This window comes from Dehalococcoidia bacterium (genome assembly GCA_025054935.1).
Taxonomy (GTDB): Bacteria; Chloroflexota; Dehalococcoidia; order SpSt-223; family SpSt-223; genus JANWZD01.
Window position 1 is genome coordinate 187,039 of record JANWZD010000001.1, and the last position, 17,980, is coordinate 205,018.

Below are 17,980 nucleotides of genomic sequence, written 5' to 3' on the forward strand. Positions count from 1 at the left end.
CCGCGCTGTCCGCTTCCGCTTTGCCCAGAGACTGCTACGATGTCTTGCGAAGGAGGAGCGATGAGCCGCCGCATCACTATCGCCACCACCCAATACACGGTGGGGACCGACCGCGAAGCGAATTTGCTGGCGATCCTGCAGCGGATTGACGAGGCAGCCGATCACGGCGCGGACCTCGTTCTCTTTCCCGAGTTTTGCAACCACGTCTCGCTCTACCGCGATCAGGAGCACTGCTGGGAAGTCGCGGTTGACGAGGAAGGGCCATGGGTCGGCGCGATCCGCGAGCGCGCGAGGGCGCGTCGCATCTGGGTTGCGTTTAATGCCTCGACCCGCGGGCCGCGGCCGACGGTATACGACCAGAACTACCTGATCGACCGCGACGGCCGGATTGTCGCCACCGTGCGCAAAAAGGTGCTGATCGGGGGCGAAAACGACTTCATGACCAAAGACCAGATCGAGCCGGAGGTGTTCGATACCGAACTCGGCAGGATCGGCTTCACCACCTGCATGGACGGCGTGCTGCCCGAGACGGCGCGCACTGTCGCCCTCAAAGGCGCCCAGATCATCCTCGACTCGCTCAACTCGAACGCGCGCGATGAAGGAGCGCTGCATGTGCCGGTGCGCGCGGCGGAGAACGGCGTTTTTATGGTGTCAAGCTGCAAATCGGGGCCGCTTATCCCGCTGGAACTGTTCGACGGCTTTCGCAACCGCGTCCCGATGGAGGAGCATCTGATCCACGCTCCTGGCGAGAGCCAGATTGTCGACCCGCGCGGCCGTGTCCTCGCGAAGGGCGGCTGGCGCACCGACGAGATCGTCTATGCCGCCATTGACCCTACGGAGGCGGACGAGAAACGGCTGCCCGGCCTTGGGGACCTGCTCGCAGACCGTCGCCCAGAGCTGTATGGGGTGCTGGCGCTGCCGAACGAGCAGCTGCCGCTCGTCCTCAGCCCGAGCGTCGTCGAGGTTGAGCCGTTCACTGCCGCCGCCATCCAGACGGAGAGCGACCCGACAGTCGAGTACGCCATTCTCCGCGGGCTCGACGTGGCTGAGGAGGCCGCCGACCGCGGCGCGCGGCTGATTGTCCTGCCGGAGCTGTATCCGTTCCAAGAGGGGACGGTCGCGGCCAACCCTCGAGCGGCTGCCCTCGCCAGCCGGGAAGCTGCAGCCCGGCTGGCGGCGCTCGCGGCGAAGCGCGATCTCCATCTCGTCGCCTCGCTCGTCGAGGAAGCGGATGGCCGCTTCTATCACACGACCTTCCTCTGGTCACCGGCCGGCGAGGTGACCCGCTATCGCCAAGTTCATGTCCGCGAGCCGGACCGGGTCTGGGCGACGCCGGGCGACCGCTTCGTCACTGCCGACACCGCCCTCGGCCGGATTGGGCTCCTCGCCGGCTATGACGGGCTGTTCGTCGAGTCGGCGCGGGTCCTTGCCTGCATGGGGGCGGACATGATCGCCTACTCAACCTGCTGGCGCATCGAGTGGGAGCCGCGGTTGGCGCTGCGTGAGCGCGCGGCGGAGAACCACCTGACGATCGTGGCGGCGAACCGCGCTGACTCGCCTGTCGCGCGCGGCGCCATCATCGCCACCGTTCCACGGTTTCCGACCCCTTGGCGCGGCCGGCTCAACCCCGTCGACCTGACCGAGTCGTCTCCGGGGATCGAGACGTTCGTTCGGCAGACCGTCGACCCCGTGGCCAGCCGCAACAAACTGATGGTGCCGAAGACCGACGCCATCTTCAATCGCCGTGCCGAACTGCATGGCCCCCTCGTGGCGCGCCGCTAGCGCTGCCAGAGCTCCAGCATGAGGCCGGTTGTGTCGATCAGGGAGACGGCGCGCCGAGGGTGACCGAAAGGGTCGGGAACATCACGAGGCGCGCTCAGCGGGCGGACGCCGAACGCTGCAAGCTTGGCGGCGCTCGCCTCAAGGTCATCCACCGCGAAGCCGACCTGCAGCATTCCGGCCGCGGGCGGACGCGCGCGCGGCGTGAGGTCGCGGGAATCGACCCCCTCATAGTGAACGAGTTCGATGCGGCCGAACAGGGTATCGCCGGCGAGAATGGCAATATTCAAGCTGGCGCCTGGCGGAAGCCCGATCATCCGCTCAATCTCTGGTCCCGCAAGCCGATTGTGCATCGCGACCGGGATCCCCAGTCCTTCGGAGAACAGCGCGACCGCGCGCGAAAGGTCGCCGACGGTCAGCACCCACTGGGTGACGCCGGCAAAACCTTGAGGCGAAAAGGAGAAGGCGCGGCCGGCCTCGGTCTCAAGAAGGACGATGTTCACTTCGTCAGGCCCGCGCATCTGCACCTCTTTGATGAGGTGGCCGTCATGCGGGTAGGTGACGGGCTCAGAGCGGAAGGGGTAGCCCAGCGCCGAGAGGGTCGTGTAGGCGCGGTCGATATCGACGGTTTGGATATCGAGGTTCTTCGGCGAATAGTCGTAGGGCCGAGCGTCCTTGCGCACCGGCTCGCCCGTCCGCTCGCCGAATGAGACGAGGCGCAGCAGGCCATACTGCTGGTCGGGGGCGCCGAGCGTCACCGCCGTGGCGGCAAAGTGCTCTGGCTGAAGCCCCCAGAGGGTAAGCTCGGCAGCCGAGACCGGCGCGGGGCCGTGGCGAACGCCCAAGCCGAGATGGTCGCGGTAGAGGCGAAGCGCGCTCTCAAAGTCACGCGCGCCGACGACGATATGCTGCACGCCAACTGCACTCATCAATTCTCCTGAGGGGCAGTGCGGTCGAGCACCCCGCTTTCTGCGAGATCGTTCCACACCTCTTGCTCCTCGATCAGGCCGTTGCGGAGGACGAACCGATCGAGATAGCGCACGCCCGAAAACGGCACGCCGTGCAGGTTTTCGCCGAACAGGGTGCCGGCACTGTAGACAACCGTCGTGCCGTCGTCCCGCTGGAACGCCTCGTAGCGCTCGCGCACCTTATCGCACCAGGCATAGCGCTTGCGCGCGTTGGCGACAAGTTCATCGAGGGTGCGGAAAGTGATGCCGGGCGGAAATGTCATTCGGATGGTGGGCGCAAGGTAGCGCTCAGCCTCGGCAAGGTTGCGCTCAGCGAGGAGCCGAAGAAAGGTGTCAACGCGGCTGATTGGGTCGTCCGTCATCGGTTCTTCCCTGACCTGCGGGATTTGCGGTATCCCGCCGATTCGATCTTCAGGAGGAGGCGATGATGGAGAGAGTACTGCATCAGCCGCGTTCTTGGAACAGCTGGGGAAAGCGGGCTGTCCTCGCGCCGCAGCAGCATGGTGCCGCGCGGGCAGTGCTCGTCGTCCTCGGCGTGCTTCTCAGCGGACTTGCGCTGGTCTTTTGGTTTCGTTTACCACTAAGTAGCAGTATTTGGCCAACTCCATTGAGTAACGGCTCGTTTCTGGCTGCGGTTGTCGCGAGCATCGCCGTGCCCGTGCTGTTCATCGCCTGGACGGGAGACCTCAGCGGCGTGCGCGCGGGGGCCGTATCGCTCGGCGCGATCTACGGCGGCTTCGTGCTTGCCTCGATCCCGCCGCTGCTGGCGGGGGCAGGCGCGTTTCTGCCGTTTCTGCTCGTTTCGGCGATCGCGGTCGTCGGCAATGTCGGCATGTTTCGCTGGGCGCAGCGCTTCGACGATCACGACAAGCGCACTCCTCCCGCGGTCGTGCTCTGGATGTTCGTGGTCTCGGCCATCCTCCTAATCATTCCCGGCGTCGCGGCGCTGCTCGGCGTCGACTTTCTGCCGACCCCGCTGCCCGTCGAAACGCTTCGCCTCTACGGCGCGATCTACGTTGGAGCAGGCGCCCTATTCCTCTGGGCGCTTGCGCGGCCGACGTGGTCGAACGCGCGCGTGGTGCTCGTAGCCTTCCTTGCCTACGATGTGGCGCGCCTGATCGTCTTTCCCCAGTTCCTTCCTCGCCTTCTTGCCGACCCTGCCGGGGTCCGCATCGCAGCCTGGATCTACTGGGCCGCGGTCATCGTTAGCGGCGTGATCGCCGCCGTCTTCCTGCTCGCCGCGCCGAATTGGCGCCTGTGGCGGATGCGGACCGATCAGTCGGAGCGCGGGGGCGAGCGCAGTGTCGGATAGCCCGTTGTTCCTCCGATGAAAATCGTAGTTCCGCATGGGGGCGGAGATGGAGGCGGAATGGATAGGACTTCTTTGCGGCTCCCCAATCTCCCGCTCGCCGTCGAAAATTGGAGCAGATCGCACCCGATCCTGAGCACGCCCTGCCGCCTGCGCTCGGGCGGGCCGCGGCTTCGGAGGAGCTAGTTGTCGGCGCGGTCACTCTCTCTCGCCTCCGACCAGCTTTTAGCGTCGTTGCCAGTGGCGGCGCTCGTTGTTAACGACGTTGGCGACATTCTGCTCGCCAACCGGGCGGCAGCGGCGCTGTTCGAGTACGAAGAAGGTGCGCTGCTTGGCCAACCGCTCCGCCACCTTTTCCCGTCCGGGCTGCGGCTTGGCGACGAGGTGATCAGCGGCCGCTATGTCGCGGTCTCGGCGACGGGCGCAATCCTGCCGGTGCGGGTCTGGGCACGTCCGGTTGAGCATGAGTGCTTGCAGATGATCCTCGTCGAGCCGCTCGCGCCAGAAGCTCCCTCAGAATATCAGCGCGCCTTCCGCGCTGCGGCGTCTGGGGTTGTTTTCGTCAGCCGCGACGGCCGCATTCTCGAGGCGAACCCGACCTTCTGCGAGATCACCGGCTACCGCGAGGATGAGCTCCGCGGGATGAGCGTCCAAGACCTGTCGCATCCCGACGATCGGCGGGCGGAGAGCGCCGGGATCCAGCAACTCGAAGCGGGCGAACTGCAGTCCTTCAGCATCGAGAAGCGCTATCGCCGCAAGGACGGCCGCACCATCTGGGTCCAGCTTGAAATCGCGCTGGTCCGACCAGAGCAGGGAGAGCCGGGCTATTGCATCGCCCAAGTGATCGATATCACGGCGCGAAAAGAAGCGGCGTTGCGCGTCGCTGCCTTCCAAGCAGCAACGCGCGCGCTCGAGACCATGAACGACCTCGACACGGCGCTTCATGTCGCGTTCGGGCAGATCGCCGGCGTGGCGGGATGGCGCCGCTGCGAGCTCTGGGAACAAGGAGAGCGGGGACCGGCATGCCGCGTCGTCTGGGCTGCTTCCCCAGAAACGGAGACCGCTCCCACGCCGACCGAGGTCGTCGCCGCCGCTTTCCACTCCTCCGAGGAAGCTGGCGTCGCTTTGGCGGAGGAGGAGCGCTCCGGCTGGGTCGTGCTTCCCCTTTTCGAGGGAGAGCGCCCCTTCGCTGTGCTTGTGGCCCATGGGGCCGGCGAGGCGCCCGATCCCGCCTTCCGGACGATGGTCCTTGATTTCGGCCATCTTCTGCGCCAAGTGCTGGAGCGGCGGCGCGCCGAGCAGACGCTTCAGCTCTTCGCCCGCGCCATCGATTCGACCGCTGACGGCGTGCTCATTCTCGACGCGACGCGCCCAGAGCTGCCGGTGCTGTCAGCGAACCCCGCTGCTTGCCGGATCACCGGCTTTTCCCCAGAGGAGCTGGTCGGACGCTCTGTCGCGCTGCTCCACGGCGAGACGCCAGACGCAGACATCCCCCAGTCGGTCTGGGAAGCGGTCCGCGAAGGCCGGGACGCGCGACTTCTCCTCCGCCACCAGCGGCGGGACGGGGCCATCGCCTGGAACGACCTGACGCTCTCGCCGATCCGCGACGAGCGCGGCCAGGTCCGCCATGTCGTCGCCATCCTCCATGACATCACTGACCGGGTCGAAGTGGAGCGGCAGCTGCGGGAGAGCGAAGCGCTGCTCGCGGAGGCGCAGGCGATCGCGCATATCGGAAGCTGGGAGTACGACCTCCGGACGCACATCCTGAACGGCACGGCCGAGGTCTGGCGGCTGCTCGGCGTTGATGATCTCCCCGAGGCGGACCGCTCGCGCGAAGCATCGAGACGGCTCGACCACGCTGCGTTTCGCGACGCTGTCGAGCGCGCCCTCGCGAGCGGCGAGGCGGTGACCTTCGACCAGCGGATTGCAATCCCCCGCCGCTACGTGCGCTACCTTCGGATTGTCTTGCGCCCGGTGGTGGACGGCGAAGGACGGCCTGTCCGCGTGCGCGGAACGATGATGGATGTCACGGAGATGCGGCTGGCGGAGCAAGCGCTGCGGGAGAGCGAGGCGTTGCAGCGCTCCATCGTCGAGAACTTAGACGAAGGGATTATCGTCGGCGATGCCACCGGCGCGTTCCGCGTCTGCAACGCCAGCGCGGAACGGATTACCGGTCTGACGGCGGCTCAGCTTGCGCGCCGCTCGCCTGTTCCCCCGGGCTGGCGCGTCATCCGCGAGGACGGGACGCTCTTCCCGCTTGAGGAGCAGCCCGGTCCGCGCGCGCTCGAAACGGGCCTCCCGCAATGCAATGTGGTGGCGGGCTTTGTCCGTCCGAGCGGCGAGACGACGTGGTGCGAGGTCAATGCCCAGCCGCTCTTTCGGCCGGGCGAGCGTCGTCCGCACCTCGTTGTCGTCTCGCTGCGCGACATCACCGAAAGCCGGCGGGCGGCTGCGGAACTGCGCGCGACGAACGAGGAACTGACCCGGCAGGTTGCGGCGCTTGAGCAGCGTACCCGCGAGATCTCGCTCTTGGCAGAGATGGGCGAACTGCTTGCGTCGTGCCAAACGACCGAGGATGCCTACGTCATCATTGCCGAGCTGGCCGGAACGCTCTTTCCGGGTTCGCGGGGGAAGGTCGCGCTGCTCGAGGACAGCGCCCAGGCGGAGCTGCTCAGCGCGTGGGGTGATCAGACGGTCGGGCAGCCGTTTGCGCGCGGCGACTGCTGGGCGCTTCGGCGGGGGCGTCCGCACATCGTTCGCGACAGCCGCGTGGGGCTGATTTGCCCGCATCTTCGCGACCGTCTGCCCGCGTCGTATCTCTGCATCCCGCTGATCGCGCAAGACGAAGTGTTGGGGATCTTTCATCTCGCTCAGGAGACAGGCACGCTCGGCGAAGGACAGCAGCAGCTCGCCGTCACCGTTGCCGAGCATATCGCGCTCGCCCTCGCCAACCTTCGGCTTCGCGAGCGTCTCCGCCATCAGTCCGTGCGCGACCCGCTGACGGACCTGTTCAATCGGCGCTACCTCGAAGAAGCGCTTCGCCTCGAAGAGCGGCGCGCCGCCCGCTCAGCGCGCGGGCTTGCCCTCATGATGCTCGATATTGACCATTTCAAATCGTTCAATGACCAATTTGGTCATGATGCCGGCGACCTCGTACTCCGGGAGTTTGGGAAGCTGCTGCGTTCGCAGATCCGCGGGGGAGACATCGCCTGTCGTTTCGGCGGAGAAGAGTTCACCCTCATTCTCCCGGAGATCAGCGCGCGCGATGCCCGAACGCGCGCCGAGCATCTCCGGGCGGCCGTCGCCGCAATGCGCTTGACGTTTCGCGGGCAGCCGCTCGGCGCCCTGACCTGCTCGATCGGCGTCGCTGTCTTTCCGGACCACGCGGCGACGATCGAAGAGTGTCTGTCGGCTGCCGACCGCGCGCTCTATCGTGCCAAAGCGCTCGGGCGCAACCGCGTTGTCCTTGCCGGAGAGGGCGAGACCCCACAGCCCTGACCCCATCCGGCCGCCGGCTTGGGAACTGTTCTCATCCTGCCGTCTCGCCAAGAGGAGACGGCATTCCCCGCTTTTCTTCGTCGCTCGGCTATCCTCATGCCGCGACGTTCCGTGAACGGTCGCTTGACGTGCCGCGCCGCACGGTATACAGTCGCGTCGGACGAGAAGGGAGGAGCATATGGGTTACCCAGACAATGTCGACTTCCGGAAGGAGATGGAGGCGGCCATCTTTGAGCGCGCCGGCGATATCGCCATTGTCACGCTCAATCGGCCGCAGAACGCGAACTCGCTCAACACCCAGATGCACATGGATGTTGTCTGGGCGTGGGATGAGATCAACAACAACCCCGATATCCGCGTCGCGATTGTCACCGGCCGCGGGAGGTTTTTCTGCGCGGGGCGCGATGTCAAAGAGTATCTCGAATACTACGGCAAGGAAGGCGAGAAGAAGCTCCGGCCGATCGATGACCCCAATCACCCGATGTTCGGAAAGCTGTGCAATCACTACATCGTCACCAAGCCGCTCATCGCCGCGATCAACGGCATCTGCGTCGGCGGCGGGCTTGAGATCGTCCTGATGTGCGACCTCCGGGTGATGGCGGAGGATACCTACATCGCCGATCTGCACGCGAAGGTGAACGTCGGCGGAATGAACTCGCTCGCCTATGAGCTCCCCTGGCCGATTGCAAACTACCTGACAATGGCCAACGGACGGCTGACGGCGCAGGAGTGCCTCCACTTCGGGTTTGTCAACCGGATTGGCCCCAAAGAGAAGCTGATGGATATGGCGTTCGAACTGGCAGAGATGGTGAAAACCAGCGGACCGGACTCGCTGCGCCACTTGAAGAAGGGATCGATCGAGCGCCAGATCGCGAGCGGCAACATCGCGCCCCCCGACGGCGGCGAACGGCGGCGCGGCCGGATCGAAGCGCTCCGCGCTGCGCTCGAGCAGGATAAGGACCTTCTCGAGGGGATGCGCGCTTTCGCCGAGAAGCGGAGCGTCTCCTACGAGAAGCCGAGCTAGGCGCGCCGCTTCTCCGGCCGCCCCTATCGCTCGGGAGCGGTCTCCCTTTCAGGTTCAGGGGGCGGCGCGCCCAGCACCCGCTAGGCGACCGGGGCGAAGGCGCTCCCTTTGCCCCGGAGCCCGAGGGGGCGCAGCGTCACCTGACGCTCCGGGTCGGCGACGGCGTGCCCGATCTGCCAAGCGGTGAAGCCGTGGCGCTGGAATGTCGCGATCACGGGGCTGACCGCATCCGGGGGGACGACGAGACAAAAGCCGATCCCCATGTTGAAGACGGTGTACATCTCGGCTGGCGGAACCTTGCCGATGGCGGCGATAGCGCGGAAAATCGGGGGCGGCTCCGGAAGCCAGTCGATCGCAAAGCCGCAGGGGGCCTCGATCCGGGCGAGGTTCAGCAGCCCTTCGCCAGTGATGTGGGCGAGGGCGTGGATCTCCACCCCGCTCCGGAACAGTTCGACCACTGGCTTGACGTAAATTGCTGTCGGCTCGAGAAGGGCATCGCCGACTGTTCCTGTCCCCCCCGGCAAGGGATCGTGAACGCCTAGCCCGGCTTGGTCGAGCAGGACGCGCCTTGCGAGGGTCAGCCCGCTGCTGTGAATGCCCGAGGAGGCGACCCCGATGACGCAGTCACCCGGGGCAACCCGCTGACCGATGATGATCCGGTCGGTGGGAACAAGGCCGACCGCCGTGCCGACGATGTCGAAGCCGCGGTCCGGCCGCACCCCATGGATCAGCTCGCGCACTTGCGCAATCTCGCCGCCCGGGATCGTGATGTTCGCCAGCGCCGCGCCGCGGTGCAGTCCCCGCGCGAGTTCTTCGAGGAATGCGGGGTCCGCCCGTTGCACCGAGAGACAGTCGACGAGGGCGATCGGCTCGGCACCGACGCAGAGAAGGTCGTTGACATTCATCGCTATGCAGTCGATGGCGATCGTGTCGTAGCGGTCCAGCAATTCGGCGACCAGCACTTTCGTGCCGGCGGAGTCGGTTGAGATGGCGAGCCCGATCCCATTGCCGAGGTCGAGGACATTGGCGAAATAGCCAATCGGCAGCAGCACGCGGCCGCGGTCGGGGCGAAAGGCGAACGTCGCTTCAACCCACCGCCGGACGCCGATGAGCGCCTGCTCCTCCGTCGCGACGTCGACGCCGGCGTCGCGGTACCTCATTCCTTCTTCTCGTTCGCGCACCCTTAATCCTCGTCAATCCTCGTCGGCGCTCTCATCCTCTTCTTCGATATCGGCGCTCTCCCACTCAAGCGGCTGTCCTGCCGCAAGGTGGGCGGCGATCGCTTCGAGCGCGATGTCGAGCGTCTCAAGGCCGTGGCCGATGCTGCTTTCTCGCCGGTGGAAGATCACGGGCAGGTCGAGCGATCGCGCGCCTTTGGGCTGGAACAGCACGAGCGTCCAGATTTCGCGAGGATCCCAGCGGTCGGTGTGCCCGAAAAACTGGTACGACCCTGCAGGGGTGTCGAGGATGGCGAACGGGCGCTTCTCCATCCGCGCAAGAAAGTGCCGCCCTCCGAGGAATTCCTCGCCGAACGGCCAGCGGATCTGCTCGTACAGCGCGCGTACCGGGTCGTCTGCCATTTCCTGCTCCCCCCTGCCGGCGGGCATTATAGTCGCGCCGCGGCCAGCGCGCCGAGGAGCGGCAGCGCATTTGCCTTGCCTGCGTGCTCTTCTGCGCTCCGCAGCGGCCTGCGCTTGCGGCCGCGCCAAACCTGGCAAGCCGTTCCGCGCGCCAGGAGCGCCCCCTCGCCGTTGGGAGGAGGCGGAGCGTATGATGCGGCAGTACACTAATCAGGATGGGGCTGCATGGCTGAAACGGGCAGAATGGTGACGCTTCCAGCGAACGGCGGGACGGTCGATGCGTTTGTCGCCGAGCCGGCAACGACGGGACCGCATCGCGGGGTGGTAGTGGTTCAGGAGTGGTGGGGGCTCGAAGAACACATCAAGGACGTGGCGCGGCGTTTCGCAGCGGAAGGATTTGTCGCTGTCGCGCCGGATCACTATCACGGCCAGATTGCCGACGAGCCGAACGAGGCGATGAAGCTGCGAATGCAGCTGAACGAGGAGACAGCGGTCGCCGAAATGCGCGCCGCGGTCGCGTACCTCAAGGGGCGCAGCGACGTCCGCGGGGTCGGCATTGTGGGGTTCTGCATGGGCGGCTGGCTCTCGTTTCTTGCCGCCGCACGGATCCCCGATCTGAGTGCGGCGGTGGTGTTCTACGGCCGCGCTCCTGCAGAGCAGGACCTGGCGAAGGTAGGCTGTCCCGTGCTGGGGCTGTACGCCGAGGATGACCCCAACATCACCCCCAATGTCCCGGCGGTCTCAGCCGCAATGGCAGCGGCGGGCAAGCAATTCACGTATCACATCTATCCCGGGACGAAGCACGCCTTCTTCAACGACACGCGGCCCGCTGTCTATAACGCGGAAGCGGCGCAGGACGCCTGGAAATGGACCCTGCGTTTCTTCCGCCAGCACCTCGCGGGGTGACACTCGGCAGCCGGCCGCAGGCGGGCGCATCTCCTTGTCGTAAGGGGGAGCGCCGGCGGCGCGAGCGGTTGCGGCGAAACGGTTCGTCTCTCTCCTTTCCCTCGCCAAGCGACTCTCCTCGGGCAGGTGTTGCCGCTCCCTGCGCACAGCCGCCGTTAGGGCGGCGCTTCTCGTGTCAAAAAAGCGACAAGCCGCTCGATCAGCTGGTCGGCGTCGAAGGCGTGCAGCACCGTTCCCGCTGCGACGCGCCCGACCGCAGCGTGAGGAAGCGCGGCCGCGATTTCGTCGGGATACTCGGTGTGACGGGGACAACGATGGACCGGCCTGCGGCGATGGCGGGAAGAAACGCCTCGCTCGCCGCAAAGCGGAGGAGCAGGGCGCTCAGAACGGTCAGGTGAAGAGCGGCGCAGGCCGAGAGCACACCTGACCTCCTCGAAGAGGATGCAGGCATCGAGGAGTGTGCCGTTGCTTCCGCCATAGGGGTCGGGGATGAGGAGTCCAGTCCCGTCCTGCGCAATCATCCCGTTCCAGAGCGGCAGGACATACCCGCGCTCGCCGCGCATCATCGCCCTAGGAGGCTGGCAGGGCTCGCCTGCTCAAGAACGTCGCGCCGTGCGGCGCAGCAGTCTCAGCCTCTCCGAGCAGGCACGGGTCATCGTGTCCTTTAGTTGACCATCCGACGCGCGACGCCCGTCCGCATCGCGGCCGCGCGCGTCGCTTCGGCGACGGCCTCGACCACCCGTTTGTCAAACATCGTGGGGATGATGTAGTCCTCGGTCAGTTCGTCATCCCCCACGAGGCGCGCAATGGCGTTGGCCGCCGCCAATTTCATCTCGTCGTTGATATCCCGCGCTTGGACATCGAGCGCGCCGCGGAAGATCCCCGGAAAACCGAGGGAGTTGTTGATCTGGTTGGGATAGTCGCTTCGGCCAGTGGCAATGACGCGGGCGATGCCTTGGATCATCTCCGGCATCACTTCAGGAATTGGGTTCGCCATCGCGAAGACGATCGGGTCGTTTGCCATGGCGCGGATATCGTCCGGTCCGACAACGCCCGGCCCCGAGAGGCCGACGAAGACATCTGCCCCTCGAAGCACCTCGCGCACGCTCCCCCGCTCGTTCTCGGGGTTCATGGTGCGGGCGATCTCTTCCTTAACCGCATTCATGTTCACTTCCCGCCCGCGGTAGATCGCGCCGGCTGTGTCGCAGAGGATGAGGTTGGTGGCGCCGGCAAGAGCGAACATCTTCGCCACCGCAACCCCGGACGCGCCGCTGCCGTTGATGACAATCTTGACCGAGGCGAGCTCCTTGCCGACCAGCTTGAGCGCGTTCTTCAGGGCGGCGAGCGCAACCACTGCCGTGCCGTGTTGGTCGTCATGCATCACGGGGATATCGAGCCGTTTCCGAAGCTCCTCTTCGATGTAGAAACATTTCGGCGCGGCGATATCCTCGAGATTGATCCCGCCGAAGACCGGAGCAATTCGGACGACGGTCTCGATGATCTCCTCCGGGTCTTGGGTGTCGAGGCAGATCGGAAACGCATCGACGCCGGCAAACGCCTTGAAGATCATCGCTTTGCCTTCCATCACCGGCGTCGCCGCTGCCGGGCCGATATTGCCGAGGCCAAGCACCGCCGAGCCGTCAGTGACGACAGCGACGGTGTTGCGCTTGATGGTGAGCGACCACACCTTCGACGGGTCGTCCTTGATGGCGTTGCAGACCCGCGCAACGCCAGGGGTGTAGACCATGCTCAGGTCGTCGCGCGTCTTCACCTGCACTTTGCCGACGATCTCGATCTTGCCGCCCAGGTGAACGAGGAAGGTGCGGTCGGAGACATTCCGCACGTGCACCCCGTCCAGTTCTTGAAGCCGCTTGACGATCGCCTGGCCGTGCGCTTCGTCGCGGCAGGCAACGGTGATATCGCGGGTCATGATCCCGCCGTGGACGCTGACAATGTCGATCGCGCCAATGTCGCCATGCTCCTCGCCGATCGCGGTCGTGATGCGGCCGAGCATGCCCGGCAGATTGGGCGACTCGATCCGGATCGTGAGGCTGTAACTTGCGCTCGGCTGCTGGCGCATCGCGGGGGTTGGGATCATGCGGCTCCTCCTCTGAGCACGAGACGTGGCGCTGCCACGCAGGAAATGACGTGCATGAGCGCGAGCGTTCCCCTCGGCGCGCCGAGGGGGCGGCAGCACGGCGGCGATCTCATCGCGGTCACGCCGCCCCACGCCTGCGCTCCCGCTGTCGGCGCGCTCGCAACGGGCGAGCGGAGCGCAGGCGCGCTGGCCGCATGATACACAAGATGATCGTATACCGTCTCGCGGAGGGGGCGCTCGCCGCCCGGCGTGAGCCCGCGAACCAGCCGCGGGGAGCCGCAGGACTGGGCAGGGATCAGGCGTCCTCCCCGATCTGGCAATGCGAGGAAAGGCGCTCGCTGGGATGCTGCGGGCGTGAGCGCTCTCCGGCATTCGAGGGCTTGCCTGTCCCAGCGCTGTCCTGCCGCGCCGCCGCTCTCGCGGGGATGCGGCGACGAGGCGTGCGACCGGGCTGCGCCCGACCGAGGCCGCCGTGTCCTCCGACACCATCGGTTGGGGGGCAGGGGTGGTGAGCGGAGCGGCTGCCCACTGCCCGCGGCCTGCGGGGGGCGCTCATGCTGAGTGGTTCCGGTGGGCGCGGCAGCGCTGACGGCGAGCGGCAGGGCACTCCCGAGCGGAAGGGGTTTGGCGAGGGAGGAGAACTGCGCTTGTATCCGCTGGCAGGGGGGTCGGCGCTGCCCGACCGGGGATCCGCCTCGCCGCCTCGACCGCCCGCTCTGGCTTGCTGAAAGAACAACGAACCGGCCTGCGCAGTCAGGCCGGTTCCGGGAGAAACGGCGAGGGGGCTTAACGGATCGACAGCCGCTCGTAGCGCTGCTCGATGTCGGCGGCGCGGCGGGCGAGCCCCTGCACCTTCTTGTTGGCGAAGATTAGGCGCGTGCCCTGAACCATGAACAGATACGGCGGGTCGTTGTGGATGATCTCGAGCGCGCGCTGGAGGAGCTCCCGACGGCGGTTCTCGTTCACCTCAACGACGGATGCCATGTAGACCCGGTCGAACTCGGGATTGTTATAGTGCCATCGCCCCGGGTCAGCTTGGCAGGTGCAGAACCAGACGAGGGCGAAGTCTGCATCAAGCGCGGGCGTGTTGATCAGACCGGGCGCAAACAGGTCCGTGCGCTGGCGAACGCCGTAGAAGTAGTCGCGGAAGACGGCGTATTCGCCGATCGGCTGGATCTCAAGCTGGACCCCGATCTGGCGCAGCTGATCCTGCACCAGCAGGGCCTGCGCGTTCGCCTCCGCGTTGATGGTCAGCATGGCGAGCGTCAGCCGGAAGCCGTTGGCGTAGCCTGCTTCGGCGAGCAGCTGCCGCGCCCGGTTCGGGTCGTAGGGGTACATCTTCAGGTTCGGATTGAACCCGAAGGTCTCCGGCTGGACGAACTGGCCCTGCTCCGGCTTGGTGTAGCCCTTGTAGATGTTCCGGGCGACAAGCTCCTTGTCGATCGCGTAGTTCAGCGCAAGGCGAACGCGGCGGTCAGCAACGGGACCAGTCTTCGGCTCGCGGCCGACGACCGTGTCAATCCAGTAGCCGGTCGAGCTGCCGGAGTCGACAACGATGACGTTGAATCCGGCGGCCTTGAGGCTATCGGCTTGATCGATCGGGATGTTGTCGGCCATATCAAGCTCGCCCGACTTCAAGCCGGCGACGCGCGCTGCGGCCTCCGGGATGTTGCGGATCTCGACTTCAGTGACGCCGGTCGCCTTGCGGAACGGATGCTCCGGCACAGCCCGGACGACCACCTTGCTGTCGGGGATAAACTCGACGAGCCGGAAGGGCCCCGTGCCGATCGCCTTGTTGCCGAACTCGGCGTCGCCCACGCGCTCGAGATACTCTTGCGGCAGCACCGAGACCATCGCCATCCGTTTCAGCAGGAGCCCGTCGGGCTGCTTGGTGATGACGCGGACCGTGGTGTCGTTCACCTTAACGGCGTCGGCGATCGTTTCGAGGCGGCTCGTGATTGCGTACTTGAACGAGATGTCGGACGCGCGCTTGATGCTGAAGACGACATCTTCGGCGCGCATCGGCGTCCCGTCGTGGAACTTCATGTCCTGACGGATCGTGAACTCCCATGTCGTGGGGTCGACCGACCGCCAGGCGATCGCGGCGCCGGGCTCGACGCTGCCGTCATCCTTCTGATGAAGAACCGGGTCGAAGACGTCATAGCGCCGCTGCGTGCAGCAGATCGAGATGTAGGGATGCATCTGGGGCGTGATTGACGCTTGGCCGATGACGAGCCGCTGCGGCCCGCTCGGCGGTCTTTGTCCCTCTGGCCCCATGACGCCGCCCGGCTCAACCGCGGGGGCGCAGGCGGAGAGGATGATCGCGATGCCGGCAAGACCGGCGAAGGCGCGCGAACGGTTCCACGATCGCATAAGGCTCCTTTCCCGGCGATCTCCGCTCCCTTTGCGGGGTGGGTGACGGCTCTGCCTCATTGTCGTCTTCATTAGGCAATCTACTGTTTTCCATGTCAAGTATTGCATGTATGCCTTTTTGGGCTCCCCCGTTCAGGCTATCTATCGCCGGTCATTTGCTGTCCTGAAGGCGGGCGCGGCACTCCGCTGCCGCGGCGCGCTCACCAGCGGGGCAGCGCTGCTTGGCGGCAACGCTTCCCGGCACGCGCTCTCCTCGGCAGGCGCTCTGGCATCTTCTCGGGGGTAAGCGCCGAGCGGCCCTCGCTAATGCGCAAGCGAGCGCCGCGTTCGAGGGGATGAGCGGCATGCCGCTGCGCGAGTGGCGCGCTGCTGCGGCAGCGTCGCTCGTGATCCGGGGCCGAACAGCCGCTCCTGAGGAGGGGAACTGACCGCTTGAGAAAACAGCTGCGGCTGTTCCTCCGATAAAGAAAAGAGCGGCCTCTGCCTCGCGGGCAGAAGCCGCCGAAGCTGGGGGATGCCTTAGCGCGGTCGCGCGGCGAAGGCGATGATGCGGGCGATCACGCTCTGGATGTCGGTTGCCGTTTGCGGGAAGCGGGCATCTGCCGCGACTTGCGCGCGAATGGGGGTGCGCGTCAGGAAGCCGATGGCGGCAACGCTCAGAACATCACCCGCCTGCAGCTGCGTATTCGGCAGCGCGAGAGCGACGGTGGTCGTCCCGGCAACGCGGACTTCGAGATTGTAGGTCCCGGCGTCCACCTCGAGATAGGGGGTTACCTCACGGAAGGCGAGGTTGCGCACGAGCACCGGTCCGCCGGCGACGGCGATGTCAACCGCTGGCGCATCGGGAGAGAGGTGAAGAACTCGGATCCTCGTTTTCCCCTGCGCTGGCGCGATGATGGCGTCCTCAACGACGACCGGCGCGATCTGGGCGAGGGGACCTGTCGCAATCACGGTGAAGTTCCGTCCCGCCACCGGAGAGACGCGGGCGTCGATCACCGGGGTTGCGGCCGCCGGGTTCGCGCCGGCCGCGAACACCTGAATTCGGCGCTCGCCCGCTGGCACCGCGGCATAGGCCGAAACTTCGCCGAAGGCGAGGTTTGCAATGGCGCGCTGACCATCGATATAGATATCGACCGGCGGTGCATCCGGCGACGCATGCCAGGCGCGGACATTCGCGGTTGCCGCCTGAGCGCCTGCGCTTGCTGGCATCAGCGCTAGGCTTCCGATGAGCGCCGCAAGCGCAGCGCTGACCACGCCGCGACGCGAGAACGAAAATCGCATTTGAACCTCCCACGGAACAGGATCGTCACTAGTATAAATCTCGAGTCAAGATTTATAGAGGCGCTGTTGACGCCTCCGCCGCTTTTCCCGACAATCGCCGGTCTCAGCGAGGGCAGCTCGCGTCCGAGAGTGTCGTCGGGCGTCGCTGCCCTCATCTTGACTGGTGTTGCTCTCGCGTCGGGGGTGTCGACCGAGCGCTGCTCTCCTTTCTGCTGCTTCTTCTCGGTCACGGATTTCTGCTCAGCCTGAGCCGGCTTGAGGCGGGTCCCCACGACCAGCTGCTCGAGGTCGTGGCAGCGTTCGGCCTCGCTCTCGTCCTCTTCCTTGACTCGGTCAAGCTCCCGCTGGATGAGCTGTGCCAAGAGTAGTGCGTTCCTCTGCTTAGGCGAGGGCATGGCACGCTGCTCGTCATCGCCGGGGGCAGCGATCGCCGCGACTGAGATCATGAGGACCGCCCAACTCAAGGGTCTGCCGCTGGGCGCAGTGCTCGCCTCGACTAACCGGGGCGTTCTCCGTGACCCTCAGCGGTCCGGCGGGCGCGCTCCGCTGAAGCGGGCACCGACGACATCGTCGTACTGCCATCGTCCAGATCCTCATTGCGCTTCTGCATCGGCGCCCGGCTAATCGCGAAAGCGGATGCTGCCGTTGGGATGCGGCGTGAAGAGCAGGCGCTCGCCTCCCCGCTCGCGGCCGACTTCGCGGGCGCCGACGCCCGATTGCCGGGGAGGGGCGCGTGCGCGCAGCTGTCAGGGAACGGTGCTCAAACACTCGACCCCAATCGCCTTCATGCCGGCGGCGCCGGCCCACGCCTTAAACAGCTCGCCGGATGGCCAGAGCACTGCCTGTCCTGCCGCGATCGCTCTCCGGTCGCCGCTCTCGCCCCCAATCCGCACGAAACCGGAGCCGTGGGTCACCACGAAAATGATCGGGAAGCGCGATCGCCGCTCGCCCGTCTCCCCGTAGGGGTCAAACTCCATTGCCATCACGCTGACCGGCTCATCGAGAATGATCGGTCTGCCGTTGAAGCGAGCTGCCAGCTCCTCGGGCGAGAACCGTTCGGCAAACGAGCGCCGGATTTGGATCGCGTTGACGCGCAGCCCGCGGCTTTCTCCGAGCTCGGTCTCGGTCAAAAATGGCGTGAAATCGCGTATCTCCACCACGCTC

General features: G+C 66.1%; 17 protein-coding genes. 7 read left to right on the top strand and 10 right to left on the bottom strand.

Annotation, left to right across the window (positions count from 1 at the left end):
- Positions 1 to 60: 60 nt before the first annotated feature.
- Positions 61 to 1,782 (top strand): carbon-nitrogen hydrolase family protein, encoded by a 1,722-nt coding sequence (locus NZ773_00810; protein MCS6800474.1) that lies wholly within the window; start codon positions 61 to 63, stop codon positions 1,780 to 1,782.
- Here NZ773_00810 and NZ773_00815 read toward each other — a convergent pair.
- Positions 1,779 to 2,708: a hypothetical protein gene (locus NZ773_00815; GenBank protein ID MCS6800475.1), complete on the bottom strand. Its 930-nt coding sequence runs from the start codon at positions 2,706 to 2,708 to the stop codon at positions 1,779 to 1,781. The two genes, NZ773_00810 and NZ773_00815, sit on opposite strands and share 4 nt — an antisense overlap.
- Positions 2,708 to 3,109: a hypothetical protein gene (locus tag NZ773_00820; protein MCS6800476.1), complete on the bottom strand. Its 402-nt coding sequence runs from the start codon at positions 3,107 to 3,109 to the stop codon at positions 2,708 to 2,710. The genes NZ773_00815 and NZ773_00820 overlap by 1 nt, the downstream gene beginning before the upstream one ends.
- Positions 3,110 to 3,171: 62 nt before the next feature.
- Here NZ773_00820 and NZ773_00825 point away from each other — a divergent pair, with 62 nt between their 5' ends.
- From NZ773_00825 to NZ773_00835, 3 genes are all read left to right on the top strand, one after another.
- A complete protein-coding gene (locus tag NZ773_00825; protein MCS6800477.1) occupies positions 3,172 to 4,059 on the top strand; it encodes a hypothetical protein in 888 nt (295 codons plus the stop codon).
- A gap of 183 nt (positions 4,060 to 4,242) precedes the next feature.
- Positions 4,243 to 7,554 (top strand): PAS domain S-box protein, encoded by a 3,312-nt coding sequence (locus NZ773_00830; protein MCS6800478.1) that lies wholly within the window; start codon positions 4,243 to 4,245, stop codon positions 7,552 to 7,554.
- A 178-nt stretch (positions 7,555 to 7,732) separates the two neighbouring features.
- On the top strand, positions 7,733 to 8,578 hold the full coding sequence (locus tag NZ773_00835; GenBank protein MCS6800479.1) for an enoyl-CoA hydratase/isomerase family protein: 846 nt from the start codon (positions 7,733 to 7,735) through the stop codon (positions 8,576 to 8,578).
- An 80-nt stretch (positions 8,579 to 8,658) separates the two neighbouring features.
- On the opposite strand, the gene purM is transcribed toward NZ773_00835, so the two are convergent.
- Together purM and NZ773_00845 are read right to left on the bottom strand one after the other, a co-directional pair.
- Positions 8,659 to 9,738 carry a phosphoribosylformylglycinamidine cyclo-ligase gene (purM, locus tag NZ773_00840; GenBank protein ID MCS6800480.1) on the bottom strand — a complete coding sequence of 360 codons (1,080 nt, stop codon included), beginning with the start codon at positions 9,736 to 9,738 and terminating at the stop codon, positions 8,659 to 8,661.
- A 33-nt stretch (positions 9,739 to 9,771) separates the two neighbouring features.
- Positions 9,772 to 10,158, bottom strand: coding sequence for a hypothetical protein (locus NZ773_00845; protein ID MCS6800481.1), 387 nt, complete (start codon positions 10,156 to 10,158; stop codon positions 9,772 to 9,774).
- Positions 10,159 to 10,383: 225 nt separating this feature from the next.
- On the opposite strand from NZ773_00845, the gene NZ773_00850 reads away from it, so the two are divergent.
- Positions 10,384 to 11,064, top strand: a complete 681-nt coding sequence (locus NZ773_00850) for a dienelactone hydrolase family protein (GenBank protein MCS6800482.1) — start codon at positions 10,384 to 10,386, stop codon at positions 11,062 to 11,064.
- Between the two features lie 155 nt (positions 11,065 to 11,219).
- Here NZ773_00850 and NZ773_00855 read toward each other — a convergent pair whose 3' ends face one another.
- Positions 11,220 to 11,630 (bottom strand): hypothetical protein, encoded by a 411-nt coding sequence (locus NZ773_00855; protein ID MCS6800483.1) that lies wholly within the window; start codon positions 11,628 to 11,630, stop codon positions 11,220 to 11,222.
- A gap of 98 nt (positions 11,631 to 11,728) precedes the next feature.
- Positions 11,729 to 13,162, bottom strand: coding sequence for an ACT domain-containing protein (locus tag NZ773_00860; GenBank protein ID MCS6800484.1), 1,434 nt, complete (start codon positions 13,160 to 13,162; stop codon positions 11,729 to 11,731).
- 54 nt (positions 13,163 to 13,216) lie between these two features.
- Here NZ773_00860 and NZ773_00865 point away from each other — a divergent pair, with 54 nt between their 5' ends.
- Positions 13,217 to 13,360 (top strand): hypothetical protein, encoded by a 144-nt coding sequence (locus tag NZ773_00865; protein MCS6800485.1) that lies wholly within the window; start codon positions 13,217 to 13,219, stop codon positions 13,358 to 13,360.
- A gap of 588 nt (positions 13,361 to 13,948) precedes the next feature.
- Here NZ773_00865 and NZ773_00870 read toward each other — a convergent pair.
- On the bottom strand, positions 13,949 to 15,535 hold the full coding sequence (locus NZ773_00870; protein ID MCS6800486.1) for an ABC transporter substrate-binding protein: 1,587 nt from the start codon (positions 15,533 to 15,535) through the stop codon (positions 13,949 to 13,951).
- Between the two features lie 221 nt (positions 15,536 to 15,756).
- On the opposite strand from NZ773_00870, the gene NZ773_00875 reads away from it, so the two are divergent.
- Positions 15,757 to 15,963, top strand: coding sequence for a hypothetical protein (locus tag NZ773_00875; GenBank protein MCS6800487.1), 207 nt, complete (start codon positions 15,757 to 15,759; stop codon positions 15,961 to 15,963).
- A 91-nt stretch (positions 15,964 to 16,054) separates the two neighbouring features.
- Here NZ773_00875 and NZ773_00880 read toward each other — a convergent pair whose 3' ends face one another.
- The 3 genes from NZ773_00880 to NZ773_00890 all read right to left on the bottom strand — a co-directional run bounded on the left by NZ773_00880 (position 16,055) and on the right by NZ773_00890 (position 17,976).
- Complete coding sequence (locus tag NZ773_00880; protein ID MCS6800488.1) at positions 16,055 to 16,816, bottom strand: DUF4397 domain-containing protein; 762 nt, start codon at positions 16,814 to 16,816, stop codon at positions 16,055 to 16,057.
- Complete coding sequence (locus NZ773_00885) at positions 16,750 to 17,262, bottom strand: hypothetical protein (GenBank protein MCS6800489.1); 513 nt, start codon at positions 17,260 to 17,262, stop codon at positions 16,750 to 16,752. Before NZ773_00885 ends, NZ773_00880 begins: the two co-directional genes overlap by 67 nt.
- 300 nt (positions 17,263 to 17,562) lie before the next feature.
- Positions 17,563 to 17,976, bottom strand: coding sequence for a cupin domain-containing protein (locus NZ773_00890; GenBank protein MCS6800490.1), 414 nt, complete (start codon positions 17,974 to 17,976; stop codon positions 17,563 to 17,565).
- Positions 17,977 to 17,980 lie beyond the last annotated feature (4 nt).

Bases quoted from the DNA above. Each gene is read 5' to 3' on its own strand.
- NZ773_00810 (MCS6800474.1), top strand. From the start codon at position 61: ATGAGCCGCCGCATCACTATCGCCACCACCCAATACACGGTGGGGACC.
- NZ773_00815 (MCS6800475.1), bottom strand. From the start codon at position 2,708: ATGAGTGCAGTTGGCGTGCAGCATATCGTCGTCGGCGCGCGTGACTTT.
- NZ773_00820 (MCS6800476.1), bottom strand. From the start codon at position 3,109: ATGACGGACGACCCAATCAGCCGCGTTGACACCTTTCTTCGGCTCCTC.
- NZ773_00825 (MCS6800477.1), top strand. From the start codon at position 3,172: ATGATGGAGAGAGTACTGCATCAGCCGCGTTCTTGGAACAGCTGGGGA.
- NZ773_00835 (MCS6800479.1), top strand. From the start codon at position 7,733: ATGGGTTACCCAGACAATGTCGACTTCCGGAAGGAGATGGAGGCGGCC.
- purM (MCS6800480.1), bottom strand. From the start codon at position 9,738: ATGAGGTACCGCGACGCCGGCGTCGACGTCGCGACGGAGGAGCAGGCG.
- NZ773_00845 (MCS6800481.1), bottom strand. From the start codon at position 10,158: ATGGCAGACGACCCGGTACGCGCGCTGTACGAGCAGATCCGCTGGCCG.
- NZ773_00850 (MCS6800482.1), top strand. From the start codon at position 10,384: ATGGCTGAAACGGGCAGAATGGTGACGCTTCCAGCGAACGGCGGGACG.
- NZ773_00855 (MCS6800483.1), bottom strand. From the start codon at position 11,630: ATGATGCGCGGCGAGCGCGGGTATGTCCTGCCGCTCTGGAACGGGATG.
- NZ773_00860 (MCS6800484.1), bottom strand. From the start codon at position 13,162: ATGATCCCAACCCCCGCGATGCGCCAGCAGCCGAGCGCAAGTTACAGC.
- NZ773_00865 (MCS6800485.1), top strand. From the start codon at position 13,217: ATGAGCGCGAGCGTTCCCCTCGGCGCGCCGAGGGGGCGGCAGCACGGC.
- NZ773_00870 (MCS6800486.1), bottom strand. From the start codon at position 15,535: ATGCGATCGTGGAACCGTTCGCGCGCCTTCGCCGGTCTTGCCGGCATC.
- NZ773_00880 (MCS6800488.1), bottom strand. From the start codon at position 16,816: ATGCGATTTTCGTTCTCGCGTCGCGGCGTGGTCAGCGCTGCGCTTGCG.
- NZ773_00885 (MCS6800489.1), bottom strand. From the start codon at position 17,262: ATGATCTCAGTCGCGGCGATCGCTGCCCCCGGCGATGACGAGCAGCGT.